The 23835-nt window shown below is 69.7% G+C and carries 19 protein-coding genes and 3 pseudogenes; 15 read left to right on the forward strand and 7 right to left on the reverse strand.

The genetic code is table 11. The features are described 5' to 3' along the window. Positions 1–180: 180 nt before the first annotated feature. Positions 181–2097: an MFS transporter gene (locus OG735_RS03290; protein WP_327321608.1), complete on the reverse strand. Its 1917-nt coding sequence runs from the start codon at positions 2095–2097 to the stop codon at positions 181–183. An 88-nt stretch (positions 2098–2185) separates the two neighbouring features. Between OG735_RS03290 and OG735_RS03295 the strand changes: the two genes are divergently transcribed. The 14 genes and pseudogenes from OG735_RS03295 to OG735_RS03360 all read left to right on the forward strand — a co-directional run bounded on the left by OG735_RS03295 (position 2186) and on the right by OG735_RS03360 (position 14673). Beyond that, positions 2186–2452 (forward strand): hypothetical protein, encoded by a 267-nt coding sequence (locus tag OG735_RS03295; RefSeq protein WP_327321609.1) that lies wholly within the window; start codon positions 2186–2188, stop codon positions 2450–2452. A gap of 932 nt (positions 2453–3384) precedes the next feature. Continuing rightward, on the forward strand, positions 3385–3876 hold the full coding sequence (locus tag OG735_RS03300; RefSeq protein WP_327321610.1) for a general stress protein: 492 nt from the start codon (positions 3385–3387) through the stop codon (positions 3874–3876). A 60-nt stretch (positions 3877–3936) separates the two neighbouring features. Then, positions 3937–5835 (forward strand): molecular chaperone DnaK, encoded by a 1899-nt coding sequence (gene dnaK, locus OG735_RS03305; RefSeq protein WP_327321611.1) that lies wholly within the window; start codon positions 3937–3939, stop codon positions 5833–5835. A gap of 9 nt (positions 5836–5844) precedes the next feature. Then, positions 5845–6399, forward strand: coding sequence for a nucleotide exchange factor GrpE (locus tag OG735_RS03310; RefSeq protein ID WP_327321612.1), 555 nt, complete (start codon positions 5845–5847; stop codon positions 6397–6399). A 6-nt stretch (positions 6400–6405) separates the two neighbouring features. Further along, positions 6406–7350 carry a DnaJ C-terminal domain-containing protein gene (locus OG735_RS03315; protein WP_327321613.1) on the forward strand — a complete coding sequence of 315 codons (945 nt, stop codon included), beginning with the start codon at positions 6406–6408 and terminating at the stop codon, positions 7348–7350. Then, positions 7347–7712: a chaperone modulator CbpM gene (locus OG735_RS03320; protein WP_327321614.1), complete on the forward strand. Its 366-nt coding sequence runs from the start codon at positions 7347–7349 to the stop codon at positions 7710–7712. Before OG735_RS03315 ends, OG735_RS03320 begins: the two co-directional genes overlap by 4 nt. Next, positions 7703–10345: an ATP-dependent chaperone ClpB gene (clpB, locus tag OG735_RS03325; protein ID WP_327321615.1), complete on the forward strand. Its 2643-nt coding sequence runs from the start codon at positions 7703–7705 to the stop codon at positions 10343–10345. The genes OG735_RS03320 and clpB overlap by 10 nt, the downstream gene beginning before the upstream one ends. 5 nt (positions 10346–10350) lie before the next feature. Beyond that, positions 10351–10800 carry a thioredoxin gene (gene trxA / locus OG735_RS03330; protein ID WP_327321616.1) on the forward strand — a complete coding sequence of 150 codons (450 nt, stop codon included), beginning with the start codon at positions 10351–10353 and terminating at the stop codon, positions 10798–10800. A gap of 2 nt (positions 10801–10802) precedes the next feature. Continuing rightward, the gene (locus OG735_RS03335; RefSeq protein WP_327321617.1) at positions 10803–11066 is read left to right on the forward strand and encodes a UBP-type zinc finger domain-containing protein; all 264 of its coding nucleotides are present in this window, start codon (positions 10803–10805) and stop codon (positions 11064–11066) included. Further along, entirely contained in the window at positions 11066–12781 is a 1716-nt protein-coding gene (locus OG735_RS03340) for an FAD-dependent oxidoreductase (protein WP_327321618.1), read from the forward strand. The genes OG735_RS03335 and OG735_RS03340 overlap by 1 nt, the downstream gene beginning before the upstream one ends. A 123-nt stretch (positions 12782–12904) precedes the next feature. Then, positions 12905–13387, forward strand: coding sequence for a phosphate-starvation-inducible PsiE family protein (locus tag OG735_RS03345; protein ID WP_327321619.1), 483 nt, complete (start codon positions 12905–12907; stop codon positions 13385–13387). A gap of 62 nt (positions 13388–13449) precedes the next feature. Further along, positions 13450–13716, forward strand: a pseudogene (locus OG735_RS03350) (phosphate-starvation-inducible PsiE family protein); the annotation flags it as partial. 162 nt (positions 13717–13878) lie between these two features. Beyond that, positions 13879–14088: a hypothetical protein gene (locus tag OG735_RS03355; protein ID WP_327321620.1), complete on the forward strand. Its 210-nt coding sequence runs from the start codon at positions 13879–13881 to the stop codon at positions 14086–14088. Between the two features lie 135 nt (positions 14089–14223). Beyond that, positions 14224–14673, forward strand: a complete 450-nt coding sequence (locus tag OG735_RS03360; RefSeq protein WP_326647862.1) for a DUF1931 family protein — start codon at positions 14224–14226, stop codon at positions 14671–14673. A 276-nt stretch (positions 14674–14949) separates the two neighbouring features. Here the strand turns inward: OG735_RS03360 and ligD are convergent, their stop codons facing one another. From ligD to OG735_RS03380, 4 genes and pseudogenes are all read right to left on the reverse strand, one after another. Continuing rightward, positions 14950–15972 carry a non-homologous end-joining DNA ligase gene (ligD, locus tag OG735_RS03365; protein WP_327321621.1) on the reverse strand — a complete coding sequence of 341 codons (1023 nt, stop codon included), beginning with the start codon at positions 15970–15972 and terminating at the stop codon, positions 14950–14952. A 252-nt stretch (positions 15973–16224) separates the two neighbouring features. Continuing rightward, positions 16225–16570, reverse strand: a pseudogene (locus tag OG735_RS03370) (FAD-dependent oxidoreductase); the annotation flags it as partial. A 371-nt stretch (positions 16571–16941) separates the two neighbouring features. After that, positions 16942–18132: an acyl-CoA dehydrogenase family protein gene (locus OG735_RS03375; protein ID WP_327321622.1), complete on the reverse strand. Its 1191-nt coding sequence runs from the start codon at positions 18130–18132 to the stop codon at positions 16942–16944. Positions 18133–18229: 97 nt separating this feature from the next. Beyond that, positions 18230–19411 (reverse strand): serine hydrolase domain-containing protein, encoded by a 1182-nt coding sequence (locus tag OG735_RS03380; protein ID WP_327321623.1) that lies wholly within the window; start codon positions 19409–19411, stop codon positions 18230–18232. 206 nt (positions 19412–19617) lie between these two features. Between OG735_RS03380 and OG735_RS03385 the strand changes: the two genes are divergently transcribed. Then, entirely contained in the window at positions 19618–20709 is a 1092-nt protein-coding gene (locus tag OG735_RS03385) for an enoyl-CoA hydratase/isomerase family protein (protein ID WP_327321624.1), read from the forward strand. 2 nt (positions 20710–20711) lie between these two features. Here OG735_RS03385 and OG735_RS03390 read toward each other — a convergent pair. Together OG735_RS03390 and OG735_RS03395 are read right to left on the reverse strand one after the other, a co-directional pair. Further along, positions 20712–21537 (reverse strand): annotated as a pseudogene (locus OG735_RS03390) (hypothetical protein). 128 nt (positions 21538–21665) lie between these two features. Next, complete coding sequence (locus OG735_RS03395) at positions 21666–23705, reverse strand: SpoIIE family protein phosphatase (protein ID WP_327328191.1); 2040 nt, start codon at positions 23703–23705, stop codon at positions 21666–21668. Positions 23706–23835: the final 130 nt, after the last annotated feature.

Below are 23835 nucleotides of genomic sequence, written 5' to 3' on the forward strand. Positions count from 1 at the left end.
GCCCTGGACGCTGCTCGTCCCCCTGTTACGGCGAGTCGGGCGCGCCAACCCGCGGGCGCCGCTCTGTGCGCCATGCATAACTCACAGCCTACCTTTTGCGCTGTTTCTATGCTCTTCTGCGGTTGGCCCGCTTCGCCTATTCGGTCTGATTGATCATTGGGGTTCCGGCCGGGCCAGGTCTCACCTCTCCCCGCCGTGGGGCTGTGTCCCCGCAGGCGTCTGCCGGGGCGCCCGGTAGCTTCCGTCGGGCAGTTGTTCGGCACGTGACTCCCTGACTGCTTCGTGCAGGGCTTTCCGGAAGCGGCCGGGGCCCCAGAAGCGTCCGCCGACAGCTCGCTCGAGAGCGTCCTCCCTGGTCGGGCTGTGGTCTTCCAGGGCATGGCCCACCTGCTCGATCTCGTCGTCGAGGGACTGGTCGGCCATCGCCGAGGTGCGGCTTGCCGGGCCGGTGGTGCCGACCATGCCGGGCGAGTAGAAGGAGCTGCCGGTCCCGGGGCGGTACCGCCGAAGGCCCTCACGCTCGTACGAGCGGCGGCGGGCGTTGCGCCGCGCGATGCGCTCGGCGCGTTCGGGATCGGCTCGCCTTCTCTCCTCCGGCCGCATCCGCTCCCGTTCCGCCTGCGGGGAGGGCTGGTGCAGGTAGTCCGCCTCGGCCTCCTCCGCGGTGAGCGGCTTGGCGATGTGCTCGAGGGACTGCTGCTCGGCGCGGACGCCGAAGAAGACCTCCGCCAGGCCTCCGAGGACCATGGCCGCGGCGCCGATGATGAATCCGAGTGCCACCAGATCGGCGTTACCGCTGTGGATGAACTGGCCGAACAGCACCGGGCCCGTGATGCCGCCGACCGCGGTACCGACAGCGAAGAACAGCGAGATCGACAGGGCGCGGGTCTCCATCGGGAAGACCTCGCTCACCGTCAGATACGCCGAACTGGCTCCTGCGGAAGCGACGAAGAATGTCACCGCGACCAGGACGAAGAACCACCAGGCCGTCAGCGAACCGTTGATCAGCAGAATCGCGAGCACGACGGCCGCGGCCGCCGAGCCGATGTAGGTGCCGGTGATCATCGGTTTCCGGCCGACCGTGTCGAAGAGGCGGCCGAGGAGGAGGGGGCCGAGGAAGTTGGCGCCGGCGAAGATGGCCATGAAGTACGGGACCGAGCCCGACGCGACGCCGAAGTAGTTGCTCAACATCGTTCCCAGGTCGAAGACGATCGCGTTGTACAGGAACGCCTGCCCGACGAACAGCGCCAGCCCGAGGATCGCCCGGCGCGGATACCGTTGGAAGGCGGTTCGAGCGATCTCCCGGAACGGGATCGCCTCACGCTGACGGATGGTGATGGCCTCGTTGGGCTCGGGAAGCTCCTGCCCGGTCTCCCTCCGTACTTCCGCTTCGATCTCGTCGACGATGCGCTCGGCTTCTTTCTCCCGTCCGTGGATGAACAGCCAGCGTGGACTCTCGGGGACATGGCGGCGCACCAGCATGATCCCCAGTCCGAGGATGCCGCCGATGCCGAAGGCCAGACGCCAGCCCAGGTCGGCGGCGAAGAGGCTGGTGTCGAGGAAGGCCAGAGCGGCGAGGCTGCCGATCGCCGCGCCGACCCAGTAACTGCCGTTGATGGCCAGGTCGACCTGGCCCCGGTTACGGGCGGGAATCAGCTCGTCGATGGCCGAGTTGATCGCTGCGTACTCCCCGCCGATACCCATGCCGGTGAGGAACCGGAAGAGGAAGAAGTACCAGGGCTGCTGGGCGAACGCGGTCGCGACTGTCGCCAGGATGTAGACGCCCAGTGTGACCATGAAGAGTTTCTTCCGCCCGAACCGGTCCGTGAGGCGACCGAAGAGCAGAGCGCCGATACACGCCCCCGCCACGTAGATGGCGGCGGCGGATCCGATGTCGGCCGTGGTGAGGGAAATTCCGCTGCCCGGCTCCGTCATGCGGGAGGCGACGGCTCCCACAATGGTGACTTCCAGCCCGTCGAGGATCCAGACGGTGCCCAGGCCGATCACGATTCTCCAGTGGAAGCGGGACCAGGGCAGCCGGTCGAGACGGGCCGGGAGACGCGTGGTGACGGTGCGGGGCTCCGAGGTGGTGGTCATGCTCTCAACCCCCACATGTGTTCGCGGTCATGGGGCGGAGCGCGGCCGGACACGCCGGAATGCCTCGCTCCGAATAGGCTGGTGAGCCATGCTGCGCTGCCGCCTTCTCGGCCATCGCTTTCGCTTCTCCAGCGACGGCGACACCATGCGCTGGCAGTGCGTACGCGGCTGCGGCGCGGGAGGAACCAAGAGTTATCCGTCCGCGGAGGACGCACAGCGCTACGCTCGCGCCTTCGATCATGAGGACAGTGAGGATCTCGGCCGCCGCGCCCCGCTGGTGGGGCTCTTTCCGCTGCGGCTGTACCGGGCTCTGCGCATGCGCCGCCACAAGCGAGCTTCGGGGCCGACGCGCTGACGCGTCGTGCTCGTCGTGCGTCGCGATGGCGCCCTCGGCAGCCTTCAGGCCTTCCACCAGGCGGTTTTCACCGAGATCGGCGCGTCGACGGCGATCCCGGGCGGGCCGGTCCGGGGGCACGCCCTCACCTCACATCCCCATAGAGCCGCAGCGAGAGGCGGCTGCAGTGAGATGACGGCCTTTTCACACTTTAAGCCACTTCGAGGAGTCCGGTACCCGCTGAGAGTTGGGTTCTCGGTCGCGCGGATCTCTCCGAGGGAGCCGCGCACCGTCCCGGGTACGGGTGCTGCGGCCGTACCCGGGACTCCCGGCTGGGCGCAGGAGGTCCCCGTACGTGCCCGCTCCGGCGCCGTGCCCTGCGCCCGCGGGTGGAGTGCCGGACGCATCTTGGCTCTGCCAGGGGCAGGCGCCGGGGCCGCCCGCTTGCGACGCTGTGAACAGCGCCGCCTGAGACCGGGGGGGCCGGCATCCTGACGGCCATGCCCCCCGCGCCTTCGTGGGCGCGCGGGTGCGGATGCGGGTCGGCTCCGGTCCGGCAGCGTGTGGCACGGCAGCCTCGCCGACCATGGCCGGCTGTGTGATCGATGACCGCTCTTCCGGTCCGGCTGGCGAGCTGTGAGGTGGCCGACGAGCTGTGCCGTGGCCGGAGCCCGGCCAAGAAGCACAGGCGGGGAGCGGTCGAGCGGCCCCGCGTTCCGCAGGCCGGCGCCGCCAGGAGCCACCGCCGGACGCCCGTCGGGCCGACCCCTCGGAAGGCCTTCACAAGGCCGCGACCCAGTAGCCCCCGTGCCCGCAGGCGGACCGCCGGAGGGAATTTCGCCCCAGCAGGAGCAGGCACCGAGGGCCCCTCGGGAGACAGGCTGGACGGAACAGTAGCTGCGAACCCTCACGGGCGCCGACGCTTTCGTGCACCGACACCGAAGGAGAGGCCGATGACTGATCAGCCTCGCCGGACAGTTGCTTCCTATGGGACGTACGCCGAAGCGGAACGCGCCGTCGATCACCTGTCCGACCAGGGATTCCCCGTGGAGCGCACCGCGATCGTCGGGCAGGACGTGCGCTTGGTGGAGCAGGTCGTCGGCCGGATGGACTACGGCAGGGCGGCACTGCACGGCGCCGCCGCCGGCGCGCTCCCGGGTGCGCTCATCGGGTGGATCTTCGGCCTTCTCAACTGGCTCGACCCGGTGGTCGCCGGGCTGCTGCTCGCTCTCTACGGGCTGATCTTCGGAGCGATCGTGGGCGCCCTGCTGGGGCTGCTGCTGTACGCCCTGCAGGGCGGACGCCGTGATTTCGCTTCGATCAGCACGATGCAGCCCGCCCGGTACGACATCGAGGTGGACACGGAGGTGGCCGAGGAGGCCGAGCAGCTCATCGCCGGCCTGCGGAGTGTGACGGGCGCCCCCGACAAAGGGGCCATCACCTGACAGAACCGTTGCCGCCCGGCATCGGCAGATGCCGGGCGGCAGCCCGGGAAGGAGTTCTCCATGGGCAAGGCAGTCGGAATCGACCTTGGCACCACCAACTCGGTGATCGCCGTATGGGAGGGCGGTGAACCCACGGTCATACCGAATGCCGAGGGGACCCGCACGACCCCCTCCGTCGTCGCCTTCACCGACAGCGGGGAACGCCTGGTGGGGCAGCTGGCCCGCCGCCAGGCCATCCTCAACCCCAAGGGCACCATCTACTCGGCCAAGCGGTTCATCGGCCGGCACTACGACGAGATCTCCGACGAGGCCAAGGCTGTCTCGTTCGACGTGGTCGAGGGCGAGGGCGGTGTCGCGCGGTTCAAGGTGGGCGACAAGCTGTACTCGCCGGAGGAGATCAGCGCACAGATCCTGCGCAAGCTCGCCGACGACGCGGGCAAGCAGCTCGGCGAGCGCGTGACGGAAGCGGTCATCACCGTGCCCGCGTACTTCAACGACGCCCAGCGCACCGCGACCAAGGACGCCGGGCGTATCGCCGGGCTCGAAGTGCTCAGGATCATCAACGAGCCCACCGCGGCGGCGCTGGCCTACGGGATGGACAAGAAGGGGCACGAGACCGTGCTCGTATTCGACCTCGGCGGCGGCACCTTCGACGTGAGCATCCTGGACGTCGGTGACGGCGTGGTCGAGGTGCGCTCCACCGCGGGCGACAGCCACCTCGGCGGTGACGATTTCGACCGCCGGCTCGTCGACCATCTGGCCGACAACTTCAAGCAGGAGAACGGTATCGACCTGCGCAATGACCCACAGGCGCTGCAGCGGCTCTTCGAGGCCGCGGAGAAGGCCAAGGTCGAACTGAGCTCGGTGACGCAGACGCAGGTCAGCCTGCCGTTCATCACCGCCGACGCCTCCGGGCCCAAGCATCTGACCATGTCGGTCATGCGGTCCACGTTCGAGCAGATCACCGCCGATCTCGTCGAACGGACCATGGACCCGGTGAAGCAGGCGATGGGCGACGCCAAGGTCAGCGAGAACGATATCGACGAGGTCATCCTCGTCGGCGGTTCCACCCGGATCCCCGCCGTGCAGAACCTCGTCCGCAAGCTCACCGGCGGCAAGGACCCCAATATGAGTGTCAACCCCGACGAGGTCGTGGCCATGGGCGCCGGGATCCAGGCCGGGGTGCTCAAGGGCGAGGTCAAGGACGTTCTGCTGCTCGACGTCACGCCGCTGTCGCTGGGTGTGGAGACCCGGGGCGGTCTGATGACGAAGATCATCGAGCGCAATACGACCATTCCCGTCCGCCGCAGCGAGACCTTCACCACCGCAGAGGACAATCAGCCCGCCGTCGATGTCGTCGTCCTCCAGGGCGAGCGTGAGCGTGCCGCGGACAACCGCGTCCTCGGCCGCTTCCAGCTGACCGACATCCGCCCCGCCCCCCGTGGCGAACCGCAGGTCGAGGTCATCTTCGACATCGACGCCAACGGCATTCTCAATGTCACCGCACGCGACAAGGACACCGGCAAGGAGCAGGGCATCACCATCTCCGAGGGCTCGAACCTCGACCCCGCCGAGGTCGAGCGGATGGTCGCGGAGGCCGAGCGCAACCGTGGTGAGGACCAGGCACTGCGTGAGGCGGTGGACGCCCGCAACGAGCTGGACGCCGTCGCGTACCAGGTCGAGCGTCGGCTGGACGAACTCGGCGAAGCCGCGCCGTCGCACGAGCGCTCCCGTGCCGAGTTGCTGATCACCGAAGCCCGCCAGTTGGTCAAGGACGAAGCGGGACCCGACAAGGTCCGGCCGCTCACGTCCGAGCTCCAGCAGATCTACGCCGGGCTGGCCGCGGCCCAGCGGGGCGGAACCTCGGCCGACGGACCCGTCGCGGGGGAGGCCGGCCCCACGAGCGCGGGCGGCTCCGACGACGAGGATGTCGTCGACGCCGAGTTCGACAAGAGCTGAGGCGGTCCCGTGACCACCCACCCCCAGTACCCCGAGCCGGAGGGCGCCGGCGCCTCGCCGCAGCAGGAACAGCAGGCGGCTACGGCGGAGGCGGCGTCCACCGGGCCTGAGCCCCCGGCCACGGACGACCACGCGGCGGCCCTGGACGAGCTCCAGGACCGCTGGCGGCGTGCCCTCGCCGACATCGAGAATCTGCGCAAGCGCCACGCCAGGGAACTCGACCGGGAGCGGGCCTCGGAGCGGGCCCGCACCGCCGCCGCGCTGCTGCCCATCGTGGACGGCCTCGAACTGGCCCTGTCCCACGCCGACTCCGATCCCGGAGCCATCGTGGAGGGCATAAAGGCCGTCCACGACCAGGCCGTGGCCATCCTCGGGCGGCTGGGGTACGAGCGGCATGCCGAGACGGGTGTGCCCTTCGACCCCTCCCGGCATGAGGTGGTCGGCGTGGTGGACGACCCGGACGTCGAGCCCGGGACGGTCGCGAAGGTCATGCGCCCCGGATACGGGGAGGCGGAACGCCAGTTGCGGCCCGTCGCGGTGACCGTGGGCAAACGGCGGGAGTGAACGTCCATGGCACGGGACTACTACGAGGTGTTGGGAGTGTCGCGGGGCGCGAGCCAGGACGAGATCCAGCAGGCCTTCCGCACGCTGGCCCGTAAGTACCACCCCGATGTGAACAAGGACCCCGGGGCCGAGGAGCGCTTCAAGGACCTCAACGAGGCGTACTCCGTGCTCTCCGACCCCGAGACCCGTGCCCGCTACGACCGCTTCGGCGAGGACTTCCGGCAGATCCCCGAGGACTACGACGAACGGGTGGCCGCCGGCGCGGGCGCCGGATTCGGCGGCTGGGGAGGTGCGGCCGGCGGAGAAGGCGGACCCCGCGTCCGGTACGTCCGGGGCGGCGACGCCGGAGGCGGCATCGACTTCGAGGACCTGTTCGGCGGGCTCTTCGGAGCCGGCGGTGCCCGCGGCCCCGTCCCCGGCGCCGACCAGGAGGCCGAACTCCCCCTCACCGTCGAGGACGCCTATCGCGGAGGCAAGCGCAGCATCACCCTCGCCGGTCCCGGGGGACAGCGCACCTTCGATGTCAACGTCCCCCGCGGTGTCGTCGACGGGCAGCGCATCCGTCTGTCGGGGCAGGGCGGCCATGGCAGCGGCGAAGCCCCGCGCGGCGACCTGTATCTGCGCGTACGGATCCAGCCCCACCCGCAGTTCCGGCTCGAGGGCCGGGACGTCAACGTCCGGCTTCCCGTCGCCCCTTGGGAGGCCGCGCTCGGCGCCACGGTCCCCGTCCCCACCCCCGGCGGCACCGCGAAGGTCACCGTCCCCGCGGGCTCCTCCAGCGGCCGCCGCCTCCGGCTGCGCGGTGAGGGCTTGCCGAACCCCCGTGGCGCCGACGGCGACCTGTACGCGGAGCTCCGCATCATGGTGCCGCCCCAGCTCACCGACCGCGAGCGGGAGCTCTTCGAGGAGCTCGCCGCCACCTCCTCCTTCGACCCGAGGAAGCAACGATGAGCACCCATCATCCGCCGCGTAACTCCGCAGCGGCCCGGAACACGACGGTCGTCCGTTACGCCATGGTGCCCGTCCCGGCGCTCGGCCTGGACGGCGTCGCACGCCGCTCCGGGCTCCACCCCGAACTGATCCGCCGGCTCGTCGCGCTCGGCCTGGTCGACGCCCATCGCGACGCCTCGGGGCAGTTGGTGTTCCCGCCGTCCGCACCGGCGACCCTCGCCCGTATCCAGCGGCTCCGTACCGGACTCAACCTCAACTATGCCTCCATCGGCCTGGTGCTCGACCTGCTCGAGCGCATCAGCCTGCTCGAAGCCGCGCTGCGGCGCAGCGGCACGAGGAGTGATCAACTTCCATGGATATGAACCGCCTCACCCAGAAGTCGCAGGAAGCCCTGCAGAACGCCCAGACCACCGCCGTACGGCGCGGGCAGACCGAGGTCGACGGAGAGCATCTGTTGCTGGCCCTCGTCGACCAGGAGGAGGGGCTGGTACCGCGGCTGTTCGAACAGACGGGTGCCGACACCGGCGCGCTGCGCACCGCACTCGAGGCCGAGCTGGCCCGTAAGCCGAAGGTCACCGGTCCCGGGGCCTCTCCCGGGCAGGTGTTCGTCACTCAGCGTCTGGCGCAGCTGCTGGACACGGCCGAGAAGGAGGCGAAGCGGCTCAAGGACGAGTACGTGTCGGTGGAGCACCTGGTGCTCGCCCTGGCGGACGAGGGGTCGTCCACGGCCGCGGGGCGGGTGCTGAAGGAGCACGGCGTCACCAAGGAGGCGTTCCTGAACGCCCTCACCCAGGTCCGGGGCAACCAGCGGGTCACCTCGGCCAACCCCGAGGTGGCATACGAGGCCCTGGAGAAGTACGGCCGCGATCTGGTCGCCGAGGCCCGCGACGGCAAGCTCGACCCGGTCATCGGCCGTGATGCCGAGATCCGCCGTGTCACCCAGATCCTCAGCCGCAAGACGAAGAACAACCCGGTGCTCATCGGCGACCCCGGCGTCGGCAAGACCGCCATCGTCGAAGGCCTCGCCCAGCGCATCGTGCGTGGCGACGTACCCGAAGGGCTCCGGGACAAGACGGTGTTCGCCCTCGACATGGGCTCACTCGTCGCCGGAGCCAAGTACCGCGGTGAGTTCGAGGAACGCCTCAAGGCGGTGCTCAGCGAGGTCAAGGCCGCCCAGGGGCGCATCCTGCTCTTCGTCGACGAGCTGCACACCGTCGTCGGCGCGGGCGCCGCCGAAGGGGCCATGGACGCGGGCAACATGCTCAAGCCGATGCTCGCCCGCGGCGAACTGCACATGATCGGCGCGACCACCCTCGACGAGTACCGCAAGCACATCGAGAAGGACGCCGCCCTCGAACGCCGCTTCCAGCAGGTGCTGGTCGACGAGCCGAGCGTGGAGGACACCATCTCCATCCTGCGCGGACTGCGCGAGCGTCTGGAGGTCTTCCACGGCGTGAAGATCCAGGACACCGCGCTGGTCTCCGCGGCCACCCTCAGCCACCGCTACATCACCGATCGGTTCCTGCCCGACAAGGCCATCGACCTCGTCGACGAAGCCTGCGCCCGGCTGCGTACCGAGATCGACTCCATGCCCGCCGAACTCGACGAGATCACCCGCCGCGTCACCCGCCTGGAGATCGAGGAAGCCGCCCTGTCCAAGGAGACCGACCCCGCCAGCAAAGCCCGCCTGGAGGAACTGCGCAAGGAACTGGCCGACCTGCGCGGCGAGGCCGACGCCAAACACGCCCAGTGGGACGCCGAACGCCAGGCCATCCGCCGCGTCCAGGAACTGCGCCAGGAACTGGAGCAGGTCCGCCACGAGGCGGAGGAGGCCGAACGCGCCTACGACCTCAACCGCGCCGCCGAACTCCGCTACGGCCGCCTCCAGGACCTGGAGCGCCGACTCGCCGCAGAGGAGGATCAACTGGCCGCCAAACAAGGGCAGAACCGGCTGCTGCGCGAGGTCGTCACCGAGGAGGAGATCGCCGACATCGTCGCCGCATGGACCGGCATCCCCGTCACCCGCCTCCAGGAGGGCGAACGCGAAAAACTCCTGCGCCTCGACGAGATCCTGCGCGAGCGCGTCATCGGCCAGGACGAGGCCGTCAAGCTCGTCGCCGACGCCATCATCCGCGCCCGCTCCGGCATCCGCGACCCTCGCCGCCCCATCGGCTCGTTCATCTTCCTAGGCCCTACCGGCGTCGGGAAGACCGAGCTGGCCAAGACCCTCGCCCGGGCCCTGTTCGACTCCGAGGAGAACATGGTCCGCCTCGACATGAGCGAGTACCAGGAGCGGCACACCGTCAGCCGGCTCATGGGCGCACCGCCCGGATACGTCGGCTACGAGGAAGGCGGCCAGCTCACCGAGGCCGTACGCCGCAAGCCGTACTCCGTTGTGCTGTTCGACGAGATCGAGAAGGCGCACACCGATGTCTTCAACACCCTGCTGCAGATCCTCGATGACGGCCGGATCACCGATGCTCAGGGCCGCACCGTCGACTTCCGCAACACCGTGATCATCATGACGTCCAATATCGGCTCCGAGCACCTTCTCGACGGCGTCACCGCCGAAGGGGAGATCAAGCCGGACGCCCGCGCTCTGGTGATGGGCGAACTGCGCGGGCACTTCCGCCCCGAGTTCCTCAACCGGGTGGACGACATCGTGCTGTTCAAGCCCCTCGGCGAGGTCCAGATCGAGCGGATCGTGGAGCTCCAGTTCAATGAGTTGCGCGAGCGGCTCGCGGATCGCCGCATCACGGTCGAACTCACCGACGCGGCCCGTCAGCACATCGCCAAGCAGGGTTTCGACCCCGTCTACGGAGCCCGGCCACTGCGCCGCTACATCTCCCATGAGATCGAGACCATGGTCGGCCGGATGCTGCTGCGCGGCGAGGTCGAGGACGGCTCGACGATCCGTGTGGACGACCAGCACGGCGAGCTGGTGGTCACCTACGAACAGCCCCAGCAGCAGACCCAGGTCGGAAAGGCCGCGTGAGAAGGATGGAGAGCAAGATCGTCGCGTGCGAGAAGTGCGGGCGAAAGAACCGTGTGCCCGCGGCGGGGGAGGGCCTGCCCAAGTGCGGCAACTGCGGCGCGCCTCTGCCCTGGATCGTGGACGCGGGCGACGACAGCTTCGCCGAGATCGCGGAGAAGGCCACACCGTACGTACTCGTCGACTTCTGGGCCACCTGGTGCGCCCCCTGCCGGATGGTCAGCCCGGCACTCGAACAGGTCGCCAAGGACCTCGCAGGCACGATCAAGCTCGTCAAGGTCGACATCGATCAGAACCCCCATCTTTCGCAGCGGTTCCAGATCCAGGCCGTCCCCACCCTGCTGATCATGGACAAGGGGGTCGTGGCCGACCGGAAGACCGGCGCCGCACCCGCCCCCGCGCTGCGCTCCTGGGTCGAAGAGGCCACAGCCGGCCGCACCATCGCGAAAGGAGGATGACCATGGCAACCCACGCCGACCCGCATCTGGCCATGGTGCGCCCGGTCACCCCTCGTACCCCCGAGGGCTGCGAGGAATGTCTGCGCATCGGCTCCCCGTGGGTGCATCTGCGGGTCTGCCTCACCTGCGGCCACGTCGGCTGCTGCGACTCCTCGCCCCTCAAGCACGCCCGCGCCCACGCCGGAACTGTGGCCCACCCCATCGTGGCCTCCATGGAACCGGGAGAGGACTGGCGGTGGTGCTTCGTCCATGAGGCGCTGGTCTGATGACGGATCACGACACCGCCCCGGAACCCGAGGCCGTACCCTTCGAGACCCCCGATCTCCACGGGGCCTTCCCCCGGCTGACGCCCGAACAGATCGAATTCCTCGCCCGGCACGGGGAGCGGCGCCCCGTTGAGGCCGGTGAGGTCCTGTTCCAAGAGGGCCGGCCCTGCGGGGAGTTCCTGGTCATCCTCAGTGGCTCCGTCGTCATCCTGGACTCCTACGGCACTCCCGACGAGCACATCATCAGGGTGCACGGGCCCGGCCGCTTCCTCGGCGAACTCGGACTCCTGCAGGGGCAGGCGGCCTTCTCCACCGCACGGGTACGTGACTCCGGAGAGGTGCTGGCCGTCCCGGTCGACCGGCTCCGGCGGCTCGTGGTCGAAGATCCCGTCATCGGCGATGTCATTCTCCGCGCCTATCTGGCCCGCCGGAGCCTGCTCGTCGGCCAGGGCGCGGGCTTCCGCATCCTCGGATCGCGCTACTCGCCCGACACCCGCAGGCTCCGGGAGTTCGCCGCCCGCAACCGGCTCCCGCACCGCTGGGTCGACCTGGAGACCGACCGGGAGGCCGAGGCGCTGCTGCGCCGCTTCGGCATCACCCCGGAGGAGACCCCGATCGTCATCTGGCGTGAGGAGCAGCTGCTGCGCAATCCCAGCAACGCCGAACTCGCCCGGCTCATCGGCCTGCCCACCCCCGCGTTCGACGAGAGTGTCGGAGACCTGCTCATCATCGGCTCGGGGCCCGCGGGGCTGGCGGCCGCCGTCTACGGGGCGTCGGAGGGGCTGGACACCACCGTCGTCGACGCGATCGCCACCGGCGGCCAGGCGGGCACGTCCTCCCGGATCGAGAACTACCTGGGGTTCCCCTCGGGGATCTCCGGAGCCGAACTCGCCGACCGCGCCGTGATCCAGGCGCACAAGTTCGGCGCACGGATCACCGTCCCGGCGGACGCGACCGCGCTGGAGAGCCACGACGGCCACTACCGGGTCACCTTCGCCGACGGCAGCCAGGCCGCCGGGCACAGCGTCATCCTCGCCACCGGTGCCCGCTACGGCAGGCTCCCCGTCCCGGGGATCGAACGCCTGGAAGGAACCGGCGTCTACTACGCTGCGACCGTCTACGAGGCCCTGGAGTGCCGCATGGACCCGGTCGCCGTCGTGGGGGGCGGCAACTCGGCCGGCCAGGCCGTCCTCTTCCTCTCGGACTACTCGCCCCGCGTGTATCTGGTCGTCCGGGGCGACGACCTCGGGGCGAACATGTCGCGATACCTGGTCGACCAGGTCGAACGCCATCCGGGTGTCCGGGTGTTGCTCAACACCGAGGTCCGTGAGGTCATCGGCAAGGAGACGCTCGAGGCGCTCGTGGTGGAGGACAACCGTACGGGGGAACGCCGTTCGCTGGACGCCCGCGCCCTCTTCGTCTTCATCGGGGCACAGCCCTGCACGGCCTGGCTCGTGGGTGGGCCGGCCCTGGACAGCCGGGGTTTCGTCCTCACCGGCCGCGAGGCGGAGGCGTGCGCGGTCCCGGGGGTGTGGGAATCCCGTGGCCGGGGCTGCCTGCCTCTGGAGACCAGCCTGCCAGGGGTGTTCGCGGCGGGCGACGTCCGCAGCGGATCGGTGAAACGGGTCGCCTCGGCCGTCGGCGAGGGAGCGATGGCCATCCACCTGGCCCACCATTACCTCGGGAGCCCCGGCGGCGCGGCCGGAACGAGCTGACCCGGGGCCCGCCGTGAGGCCGGTGGCCCGTCCCCGTGAGGCCGGTGGCCGTCCGGTCATTGACGGCTCGCCGTGACGGGCCGGCAATGCGGAGCGATCGACGCGGGGGCATAGATTGCGTGTGTGTCAGAGTTCGCCCGCACCTTCGAAAAACGCGTCCAAAATCTTCTGAAGAACGCTGAGGACGGCATTCACCTGATCGTCGCGGCGCTTCTCGTGCTGCTTTCGATCCTGCTCACGATCGGGGTGGTGGGCGATGTCGTACAAGCGATCCAGGGCCCGTACCGCGAGGAAGTGGTGGTGCTGTCCGCGTTGGACAACAGCTTGATCCTGTTCATTGTGGCCGAACTTCTGCACACCGTGCGGCTCACCATCAGAAACCGCACGCTGGACGCCGAGCCGTTCCTCGTGGTCGGTATGATCGCGGGGGTTCGTAAGGTGCTCATTGTCACCGCCGAGGCCGACGAGTCGTTCCAGTGGAATGTGCAGGGTGTTGAGCTTCTGATCCTGATCGGGCTGATTCTCGTCATGGCGCTGGCCATTTACATCTGGCGCCGTTCCGGCGGCACCGCACCGACGGTCAAGATCGCAGCGGCTGAACAATAGCTCCACCACTGCGGCACATCGGCACGGGGCGCTTTTGACACGGCGGTACCGCGCTCGACAACAGTCTGGTGCTCTTCATCGTGGCCGAGCTGCTCCACACTGTTCGCCTCACCATCAGGAACCGGCCCCTGGATGCCGAGCCCTTCCTCGTCGTGGGCGTGATCGCGGGCATCCGGAAGGTGCTGATCGTGACCGCCGAGCCGGACAAGTCCTTCACATGGAGCTCCCAGGGGATCGAGCTGCTCATCCTGATCTGCCTGATCCTGGTGGCCACGGTGTCCGTGTGGGTCTGGCGGCGCGCGACGCATCCCGACGATTCGCCCGGCTAAAGCTCCCGCCCGGCCGGCCCGGGGACTGACGCCGGGGGCTGCGCGCTCCACCGGGCGCGGTCAACGGCGAGGAGGCCTCCACCCCCCTAACGGAATGGGAGCGAATAGTGCGCTGTCGCCTTATCGGGGCATCGATACCGCTTCACCAGTGAAGCGGAGACGATGACCTGGCGGTGCGGCCGGGGCTGCGGGGCCCACGGCTCCAAGCAGTACGCGTCCGCGGAGGACGCCAAGCGCTACGCCCACGCCTTCGACCGCGAGGACAGCGAGGACCTGGGCCGTCGCGCGCCGCTCATCGGACGGTTCCGGCTGAGGCTGCTGAGAGCGCTGCGCAAGCGCCGGGCGGAATCCGGGACGAGAAGCGCGAGCTGAGTCTCACCCCGGCAGCACAGATCGACGGGGTCCTTTCGTCACCACATGGGCATATTGCGCCGTGCCCCATCGGCGAGGCTGGTGAGGAGGGGGAGCGCCGCATCCGGCGCCGTTCCGATCGTGGAGGTTCGAGTCATGCCTGTGATGTCCGTGTCCCGGTTCGAGAGGTTCTTCCGCATGGCGGCTGGACTCGATGTCGACAAGAACGATCTCAAGCGCTACGGCGAGTTCGTCGACGCCAAGCTCTACGATCTCCTGCTCGTCGCCCAGGCGACTGCCAAGGCGAACGGCCGGGACGTCGTACAGAAGCACGATCTGCCGATCACCAAGGGATTGCAGGAAAGCATCCACGGCTTCAGGAAGCTCGACCACGAGATCGAGCTGAAGCCGATCCTCGATCAGCTCGCCACGCATCCCCTCCTGGACCGCGCGCCCGACGAGGAGACGGAGGCGGCGTACCCGGAGATCATCGGCGGGCTGAGCCTGGCCCTCGCCCAGACGTTCAAGATTCTCCACCCGGATCTGAAGAATCCGCAGACCCGCCACTGGAACGAGGTCCGGGCCGTCTTCGACCAGCTCCTCTGACGTCTCCGAAGAAACCGCGGACCACGGTCCCTAGGGGCAGCAACGGGGCCATGGACGAGGGCACACGGGCCCTGAGGTCCTTCGATCGGTCGCGCCATCGTGGTTCCGGTCTCTCGTGCCCGGCGAACGGGTGCGGTGATCGCCTTTCACCTCCGTTGTGCGGTGTGTTGCGTTGTGCGGTGCACCGGATACGTTGGACGGCGCGTAGACGTCGTGGGACAGCCTCTTCGCGCGCGACTCCTGGGTCGCTGTGTCGTCGATCGTCCCTCTCGGCCGTCAGCCGGAGGCGGGCACCTCGCGCACCACGTCGGTGGGCTTCTTGTCGAATCGGAGGCCGAGAAAGCGGGGGTGCCGCAGCCTGCCGTCTCGGGTCCACTCGGTGAAGCCGATCTGGGCGACCAGCTCCGGACGCACCCAGTGCGCGCCCCGTTCCCGTATCTCGGGCCCCGCCTCGAACGGGGAACGCGACTGCCGCAGAGCCTCCAGGCGGCGGCGCAGATCGAGCAGGGTGGACCGGTCGAAGCCGGTACCGACCTTGCCTGCGTAGCGCAGGCGCCCGCCGTCGTAGTAGCCCAGCAGCAGCGCGCCGAAGCCGGCCCGGCTGCCGGTTGGCTCGGTGAAGCCGCCGATGACGAACTCCTGCCCGGCGGCACACTTGAGCTTGAGCCAGTCGGACGACCGTCTGGCGACGTAGACCGAGTCGGCGCGCTTGGCGACCAGCCCCTCCCAGCCGCGGGCGCACGCCTGGTCCAGTAGCTCCTGCCCGCCATGGTTGCGGTGCGGCGTGAAGCGCAGCGGTCCGCGGAACTCGAAGGCGCTGCGCAGCAGCTGTTTCCGGGTGCGCAGCGGCAGCCGGGTGGTGTCGCAGCCGTCCAGCCGGAGCAGGTCGAACAGGAAGTAGACGACGGGGACCCCGCTGGCCAGGGCCGTTCGCGGGTCGGTGAGCTGCATCCTTCGTTGCAGGAGGGAGAAGTCGGTGCGGCCGTCACGGAGTGCGACGATCTCGCCGTCCACGGTGAAGTCGGAGCACTCCTGCTCCGCCAGGGCGGCCGCGAGCTCGGGGTAAGTGGCATTGAGGGGCAGGCCATTGCGGGAGAGGAGCTGAACGCGGTCATGGCCGCGCAGTCCGAGGGCACGTTCGCCGTCCAGTTTGCGTTCGAAGAGCCAGCCGCCGTCGAAGGTCCGCCGGTCGCTGAGCACGGCCAGCATCGGCCGGTCCACCGCGTGCCCGTCCGGTGGCGGGCACCGCAGGCGGTCTCGTTGTTCCACGGGCAGCCGGTCCAGCAGTCCGGCACTCATGGCCGCCTCCTCCCGGGTACGGATGCCCGCCTCGGAGAGTCAACGCTCGGGATCGCCCTCCGCTGCCTGGAACGTCCCGGTCCAGGTGGCGCCGCACCGGCAGCGGACTGCTCGATCAGATCGCCGTCCTCGGACACGGCCAGGCCGTGGGTGAAGCGGACGTGAACATGCTGACTCATGGCCGGCCGACTTCCGCTTGATATTCGGGCAGGAGCTGCTGACGGTCCTGCCCGTCCATCATGCAATGGTTCCGGGGCGGCGGTCGCCGTGGCCGCAGGAGGCGGCGACGTTGTGCGCGGCGGTCCTGCCCTGACGGACGGCGTGCTGAGCGTCATCGGCGTGAGCTCTCCGGGCCGGGCGGGATCGGGCACGGCAGCGGCGTCACCGCGCGCGAAGACCTCGCAGTGGCCGGGCACGGTCAGGTACTCGTCCACGCGCAGCCGTCCCCTGTCGGTCGGCAGGCCGAGGCCGGCCACGAGCGGGGCGGGGCGTACGCCCACGCACCAGACCAGGGTGCGGGTGGAGACGAACTCGCCGTCGGCCAGGTGCCCTCCCCGGTGCCATCCCGCACCGAGGTGCCCGTACGGACCTCCAGGCCGTGATCGGCACCGGCACGGCACACTCCGCCACGCTGATGTGCCACGGCCTCGGCGCGGACAACCTCGTCGAGATCGAACCCTTGGGTCACCGCCCGAGCGGACGCCGCGCTGGAAACGGCCGACTACCCGACCTGGACCGTCACCGGCGACGGCCTGCTCAGCAACCCCCGCCGGGGTCCGGTCTTGGTAACGATCAGTGCGTCGCCTCGGTAGCGGTTGCGTTGATCAGCAGGATCGGTCCCGCTGACGCTCCCTGCCACATCGCGGCGGCAGACAGCAGGCCCTGCTCGGGGCGGGATCGGGCGCCACGTCCAGTTCTGAGGGGGCCGGGTCACGGCAACGTGATCCGGCTACCCGACCACACCCGGTATCAGCGTCGTACCCGCGCCATCCCCAGTCCGATCCAGGAGATGATCTCGCGCTGGATCTCGTTGTTGCCGCCGCCGAAGGTGAAGATCACGGCTGATCGGTAGCCGCGCTCCAGCTCGCCGTGCAGGACCGCCCCGGCCGAGCCCTCCTTGAGGGCGCCTGCCGCGCCGACGACCTCCATCAGCCAGGCGTACGCGTCACGGCGCGCCTCGGAGCCGTACACCTTGACGGCGGACGCGTCCTGGGGGGTGAGGCTGCCCTGCTCGACGGCGCCCACCATCTGCCAGTTGAGCAGCTTCATCGCGTCGAGCTTGGTGTGGGTCTGCGCGAGCCGCTTGCGCACCCAGCCGAGGTCGATGACGCGGCGGCCGTCGGCGAGCTTGGTCTCGGCGGCCCAGCGCTGGACGTCGTGGAGCGCGCGGATGGCCATGGTGCCGTGGGCGGCGAGGGTGACGCGTTCGTGGTTGAGCTGGTTGGTGATCAGACGCCAGCCCTTGTTCTCCTGGCCGACGCGGCGGGAGGCGGGTACCCGGATGTTCTCGTAGTAGCTGGCGGTGGTGTCGTGCGAGGCGAGGGTGTTGATGATGGTGCAGGAGTAGCCGGGGTCGGAGGTCGGGACCAGCAGCATGGTGATGCCCTTGTGGGGCGGTGCGTCGGGGTCGGTGCGCACGGCGAGCCAGACCCAGTCGGCGGTGTCGCCGTTGGTGGTCCAGATCTTCTGGCCGTTGACCGTGTAGTGGCCGGTGACCTCGTCGCCCTCGCGTACCGCGCGGGTCTTGAGAGCCGCGAGGTCGGTGCCCGCGTCGGGCTCGCTGTACCCGATCGCGAAGTCGATCTCGCCGGAAAGGATCTTCGGCAGGAAGTACGCCTTCTGCTCGTCCGTGCCGAACTGCATGATCGTCGGGCCAACGGTGTTCAGCGCCATCAGCGGCAGCGGTACGCCTGCCTGGGCGGCCTCGTCGAAGAAGACGAACTGCTCCATGGGGCTGAGGCCGCGGCCGCCGTACTCCTTGGGCCAGCCGACACCGAGCCAGCCGTCCGTGCCGAGGCGGCGGATCGTCTCACGGTAGAAGCGCTTCTGCGCGCCGGGCTCGGCGTAGCGGGCGTGGACGTTGTCCGGCACCAGGTCGGTGAAGTAGGTGCGCAGTTCGGCGCGCAACTGCTGCTGCTCAGGCGTGTATTCGAGGTGCACAGCCCCTCCAGGAGTCTCGCGGTCCGTCCCCGGGCGCGGCGCACACAGTAGAACGTGTTGCAAGAATCCGGAAGGGCCGGACCACGGAGAGGGGGAGCTACTGGCCAGGCAGCTCCACCGACTTGTAGAGGGCGTCGATCAACGCCATCTTGCGCGGGTCGTCGGCGATGTTGGGGCCCATGCGGTTCATCACATATCCCAGGCTGATGCCCGCCTCCGGGTCGGCGAGTCCGCAGGAGCCACCGAAGCCGTCGTGACCGAACGCCCGGGGGTTGGGGCCGTACGAACCGTTCTCACCGCTCAGCCAGAGGCCCAGCCCCACCTCCGTCTCGTGCTCGAAGCCCGCGCCCAGCACCAGGTCCCTGCAGCGGCCCTGGCCTTCGCGGACGCGCTCGGCCGCATCGGGCGACAGCAGGCGCCGGCCCCCGAACTCTCCGCGCCCGACGAAGATTCCGTACAGGGCCGCGACCGCACGGGCCGTTCCGTGGCCGTTGGCCGCGGGGATCTCGGCGGCGCGCCACTCGGGGGTGTTGGCGTCGGCGGCTCCGACGATGGGGTTGACCAGGGCCGCCAGCGCGGCGGGCTGCAACTGGGCGAAGACGGCGGCCTGTTCGCTGCTCGACGCGGCCCGCGGATGCACCAGCTCGGCGGCGCGCCCGGCCTCCTTCTCCGGCAGTCCGATGGTGAAGTCGATGCCGAGGGGTCCGGTCACCTCCTGGAGCAGGAACTCTCCCGGCAGCTGTCCGGTGATGCGCCTGATGACCTCGCCGACCAGGAAGCCGTAGGTCATGGCGTGGTACCCGGACTGCGTGCCCGGCTCCCACCAGGGCTCGGCTGCCGCCAGCCGCGACGTGGTCAGCTCCCAGTCGTAGAGCTCGGCGACCGTGTGCGGTTCGCGCAGTCCGGCCAGGCCCGCGCGGTGCGAGAGCAGATGGCGGACGAGAACGGCCTCCTTGCCGGCTGCGGCGAAGTCCGGCCAGTAGGTGGCGACCGGAGCGTCCAGATCGAGCTGCCCCCGGTCGGCCAGCAGATGGGCGCACAGCGCCGTAGGACCCTTGGTCGTCGACCACACATTGACGAGGGTGTCGCGCCCCCATGGAACGCTGCGCGCGGAGTCTGCCCAGCCGCCCCACAGGTCGACCACGGGCTCCCCGTCGATCAGAACACTCACGGCCGCGCCCAGTTCGCCGCGTTCGCGGAGGTTCTTCTCGAAGGCGGCCCGGACGGCCCGGAACCGTTCGTCGCAGTGGCCGTCGATCTGGGCTTCGCGCTCTGACATGGGGTCCTCCGTCGCCTCGGGCCGGTCTTGCGGCCTGCCGGTACCCGGCTCCCCAGAACGTACCGACTGGTCGGACTGGCGGGAAGAGTGCGAGCAGAAGGACGCCGGGCGGCACGGCCCCTCGTCCGCCCATGCCCCTCAAGCCCGGGCCGTCGCCGGGGTGAGCGAGGATGGAGGGAGAAGATCCACACCCCGGAAGGAACCCGATGGTCCTCGACGACTCCGTACTGCTGCGCACCGAGGGCCACGCGGGGTACATCACCCTCAACCGTCCCCGCGCCCTCAACGCCCTCAACCACGCCATGGTCCGCACCGTCGATACGGCGCTGGCCACATGGGAACAGGACCCTGCCGTCGAGGTCGTGGTCATCACCGGAGCCGGTGAGCGTGGGCTCTGCGCGGGGGGCGACATCCGCGCCGTCCGCGCGGACGCCCTGGCGGGCGGCAGCGCGTCGCTGGACTTCTGGCGGGACGAGTACCGCCTCAATGCCCGTATAGCCCGCTACTCCAAGCCGTATGTCGCCGTCATGGACGGCATCGTGATGGGTGGCGGTGTCGGCGTGTCCGCGCACGGCGACGTACGAATCGTCACCGAGCGGTCGAAGGTCGCCATGCCGGAGACGGGTATCGGCTTCGTACCGGATGTGGGCGGTACGCATCTGCTGGCGCAGGCGCCCGGCGAGCTCGGCACACATCTGGCGCTCACCGGCTCGGCGGTGGGCGCGGCCGATGCGCTGCTGTGCGGACTCGCCGATCACTTCGTACCGTCGCAGCGGCTGGCGGAACTCACCGCGTCACTCGCCGAGTCGGACGTGACCGAGGCCGTGAGGCGGTGTGCCGGGCCCGCCCCCGAGGGCGAACTGGCCAGGCACCGTGAGTGGATCGACGACTGCTACGCCGCCGACTCCGTGGAGGAGATCCTCGACCGGCTGCTCGGCCGGGGCGATCCGGCGGCGAAGGAGACAGCCGAGACGATCTTCAGCAGGTCGCCCACCTCCCTCAAGGTGACTCTCGCCGCGCTGCGCCGAGCCCGTGAACTCGGCGCGCTGGAGCCGGTCCTGGACCAGGAGTACCGCGTCTCGTGCGCGGCCTTCTCCTCGCCCGATCTGGTGGAAGGCGTCCGGGCGCAGGTCATCGACAAGGACCGCAGCCCGCGCTGGTCGCCCGCGGATCTTGCGCAGGTGACGGACGCGGACGTGGCCCGGTACTTCGCACCGCTCGGCGAGCGCGAACTCGGACTCGGACTCGTGCGCGACCTCGGACCCGGGCGGGGCACCGGACGCGGCCCCGGCGCCTGAGCTCAGCCGAGCAGATCGCGCAGCGAGGCCTTCATCCGGGCGACGAAGGCCTCGCGGACGGCCTCCTCCACAAGGTCCAGCGAAAGATACGGATTGAGATCCTCCAGCTCGACGAGCAGCAGCTCACCGTGGGGAGTCCGGCAGGCGTCGACGCGCTGGATGCCGTGGTCCAGGGTGTTCCAGTCGATGAACCGCTGGGCGAACTCCAGGTCCGCCGGGTCCGGTTCGTACCGCTCCAGCTCCCAGCGGCGCTCCGGGCGTGGGGCGTACAGGGCGTACTGGAAGTCCCGGTCGACGAAGTAGAACGACACCTCGTAGCGGAACGGGATCCTGGGCTGCACCAGGACGTCGCCGTGCATGACCTCGGTGAGGCGGTCGGGGTGGAGAAACTCCATCCCGATCGAGTCCGCCCCGATCTTCGGTTTGACGACGTACTCCACGGCCTGCGGCAGCCGTCCGAGGTCCTCACCGCGGTCCACGGTCGGTATCACCGGAAACCCGGCCGCGCTCAGCTCCACCAGATACTGCTTGCCCGCCATGTCCGCGCGGCCCGTCGGCGGATTGTAGAGGCGGGCGCCGGTCTTGCGGGCGAGGGGCACGGAAGGCGTCGTACTCCCGCTGGTAGTGCAGCACGGGACCGCTGTTGCGTACGAGGACGCCGTGGAAGGAGCCCATCAGACGCGCCGCGTCCAGCGGATGGCACAGAGCGACATCGAAGTCCTCGCGCAGCCGCCCGGAGAGGCGGATGTCCTCGTCGCAGTAGCGGCGGCCCTTCGCCTCATAGCCGAGATCCGTGACATAGAGGATGCTCGGGCGTGCGGCGGTCATGGTGCTCCCGGTACTCGGCGTGCATGGTCGGGCGTGATCGCCCGGCCTTCGTATCAATCGCCCGGCCTTCGTATCAATCGCCCGGCCTTCGTATCAGACGGCTCGAGTGCGGTCGGCAGCGGTCCTGCTCAGCGCTCGGGACGGAGCAGCAACAGCGCTGTGTCGTCGCCGCGCTCACGGTTGCCCGTCGCCTTGGCGATGAGACGGTCGGCCACGGCTTCCAGCGGCTGGTCGGTGGCGTGTCCCAGTTCCTCCGCCAGATCCGCCAGCGCCTCGTCCATGTCGACCCCTGGGACCTCGATCAGTCCGTCCGTGTACAGGACCAGCAGGGATCCCGGGAGCATCGACACCAATGTGGTCGGGTAGCCGGCCGACGGATCGACACCGAGCAGCGGGCCGCCGGCCAGGTCCAGGATGTGGACCCGGCCCTCCGGATCGCGGAGCAGCGGCTGGGGGTGTCCGGCACGGGCCAGCAGGGCACGGTGGCGCAACAGGTCCAGGTGCAGATATACGCAGCTGGCCAGCAGGTCTCCTTCGAGGTCGATCAGCAACCGGTTGGTGGATTCCATGACCCGACCGGGCGGCTGGCCCACCGCCGTGTAGGCGCGGACCGCAGTGCGGACCTGGCCCATCAGTCCTGCGGCGGTGACATTGTGGCCCTGCACATCGCCGATGACGGCGGCCGCCGCGTCGCGGGTGCGCATCAGGTCGTAGAAGTCGCCGCCGATGTCCATGCCCTGGGTGCCGGGAAGATACCGCGCGGCGACCTCCAGACCGGGCAGCTTGGGCAGCGAGTTCGGGAGCAGTGCTGACTGGAGTCCGTGGGCCAGCCGGTTCTTGGCGTCGTAGAGCCGGGCCCGCTCCAGGGCCTGGGCGATGAGACCGCTGAGGCTGGTGAGCACGGCACGCTCGTCGCTGGAGAAGTGGTGCGGCTGCGAGTAGCCGAGGACGCAGGTGCCGACGGGGCGTCCGGAGGCGATCAGCGGCAGATAGGCCCAGGCAGCCATGCCGTCCGGAGTCACGAAGCGGGCGGGATAGATGCGCTCCAGCTGCGCACGCGTCTCGAAGAAGGACGGCACTCCGCTCGAGAGCGCCTGGGCACCGGGGGTCTGGGCGACCAGGGGCATGCCGTCGAACTGCTCCACGATCGACGCGTCCTCGTACCCGCGGTGTCCCAGGACGCGCAGCCGGCCCGACTCGGACGCGAGCATGACCAGCGACCGGCTCCCGACAGCCGGCATGATCTCGTCGGCCACCAGCTCGATCACGTCGGACACGCCCACGGCCTCCGTCAGCGCACTGGCCAGGTTGAGGATGTGAGAAATGGCGACCAGCCGTGCGGGGTGCTCGGACGGCACGTCGGAGGGCATTTCCCGGACCGTTCCGCGGGCCGGGGTGATGCGCACGCTGATCCCGTTCCGGCTGGGGTGGAGCCGGAACATCAGCCAGTCCTGGGGCGGGCGCAGCGCGACGAACGAGGTGGCGTGCTGGCTGATCAGGGCCGCCCGGTAGCGGTCCTCGTACACCGGATCGTTCAGCCAGGGCAGCGCGGACCACAGCTGGCCTCCCAGCAGCTCGCCCACCGGCGCACCGACCAGCTCGCCGGCGGCGGGATTCGCGTAGGTGACGCGACCGTCCACGTCCAGCGAGCACATACCGTCCGGAATCCGCGCCAGCAGGTGCACGGCCTCGACCGCGCCGGACGTACCCGCCATGGCGGTCGGTCCCAGGAAGTCGGGCTCGGGGACGAGGGGGCGGCCTGCCTCCGCGGCCCGGCGCAGCCGCAGGGCGAGGCGGTCGCAGGCAGCAGTGAGACGGCCGCGTTCGTCGTCGGAGATGACCGACGGATGGGAGCCTGGCCAGGTGACGAACACCGCTCCGTACGCGGTGTCGTCGGTCGCGATGGGCAGGGCGGCGAGGGCGAACGGATACGGCAGGACCACCGCGATCCGTTGATAGCGGCTCGCCATTTCCTCCTCGCCGGGGACCCAGATCAGCCGCCGTTCGCGCAGGGCGTCGGCGACAGGGATGGGTGAGCTGAGCGAGATCCGCTCCCAGGGCGCGGCGAAGGCTCGGGGCAGTCCGGCCATGACGGCCATCTCGAGCACCTGCTCATCGGGCGACAGCAAGTACACGGCGCCGGAGTGGGCGTGGACATCGTCCATCATCCCGGCCAGGGCCAGAGACAGGAGGGGGTGGGAACCCTCGCTTGCGCTGTCCGGCGGGGTGGGCCCGGTGGCAAGCGGGTCCGGCAAGGGAAACCACCTCCTCCCGCCGCAATGCTCACGACCAAGGCTG

It is taken from the genome of Streptomyces sp. NBC_01210, assembly GCF_036010325.1.
Lineage (GTDB): Bacteria > Actinomycetota > Actinomycetes > Streptomycetales > Streptomycetaceae > Streptomyces.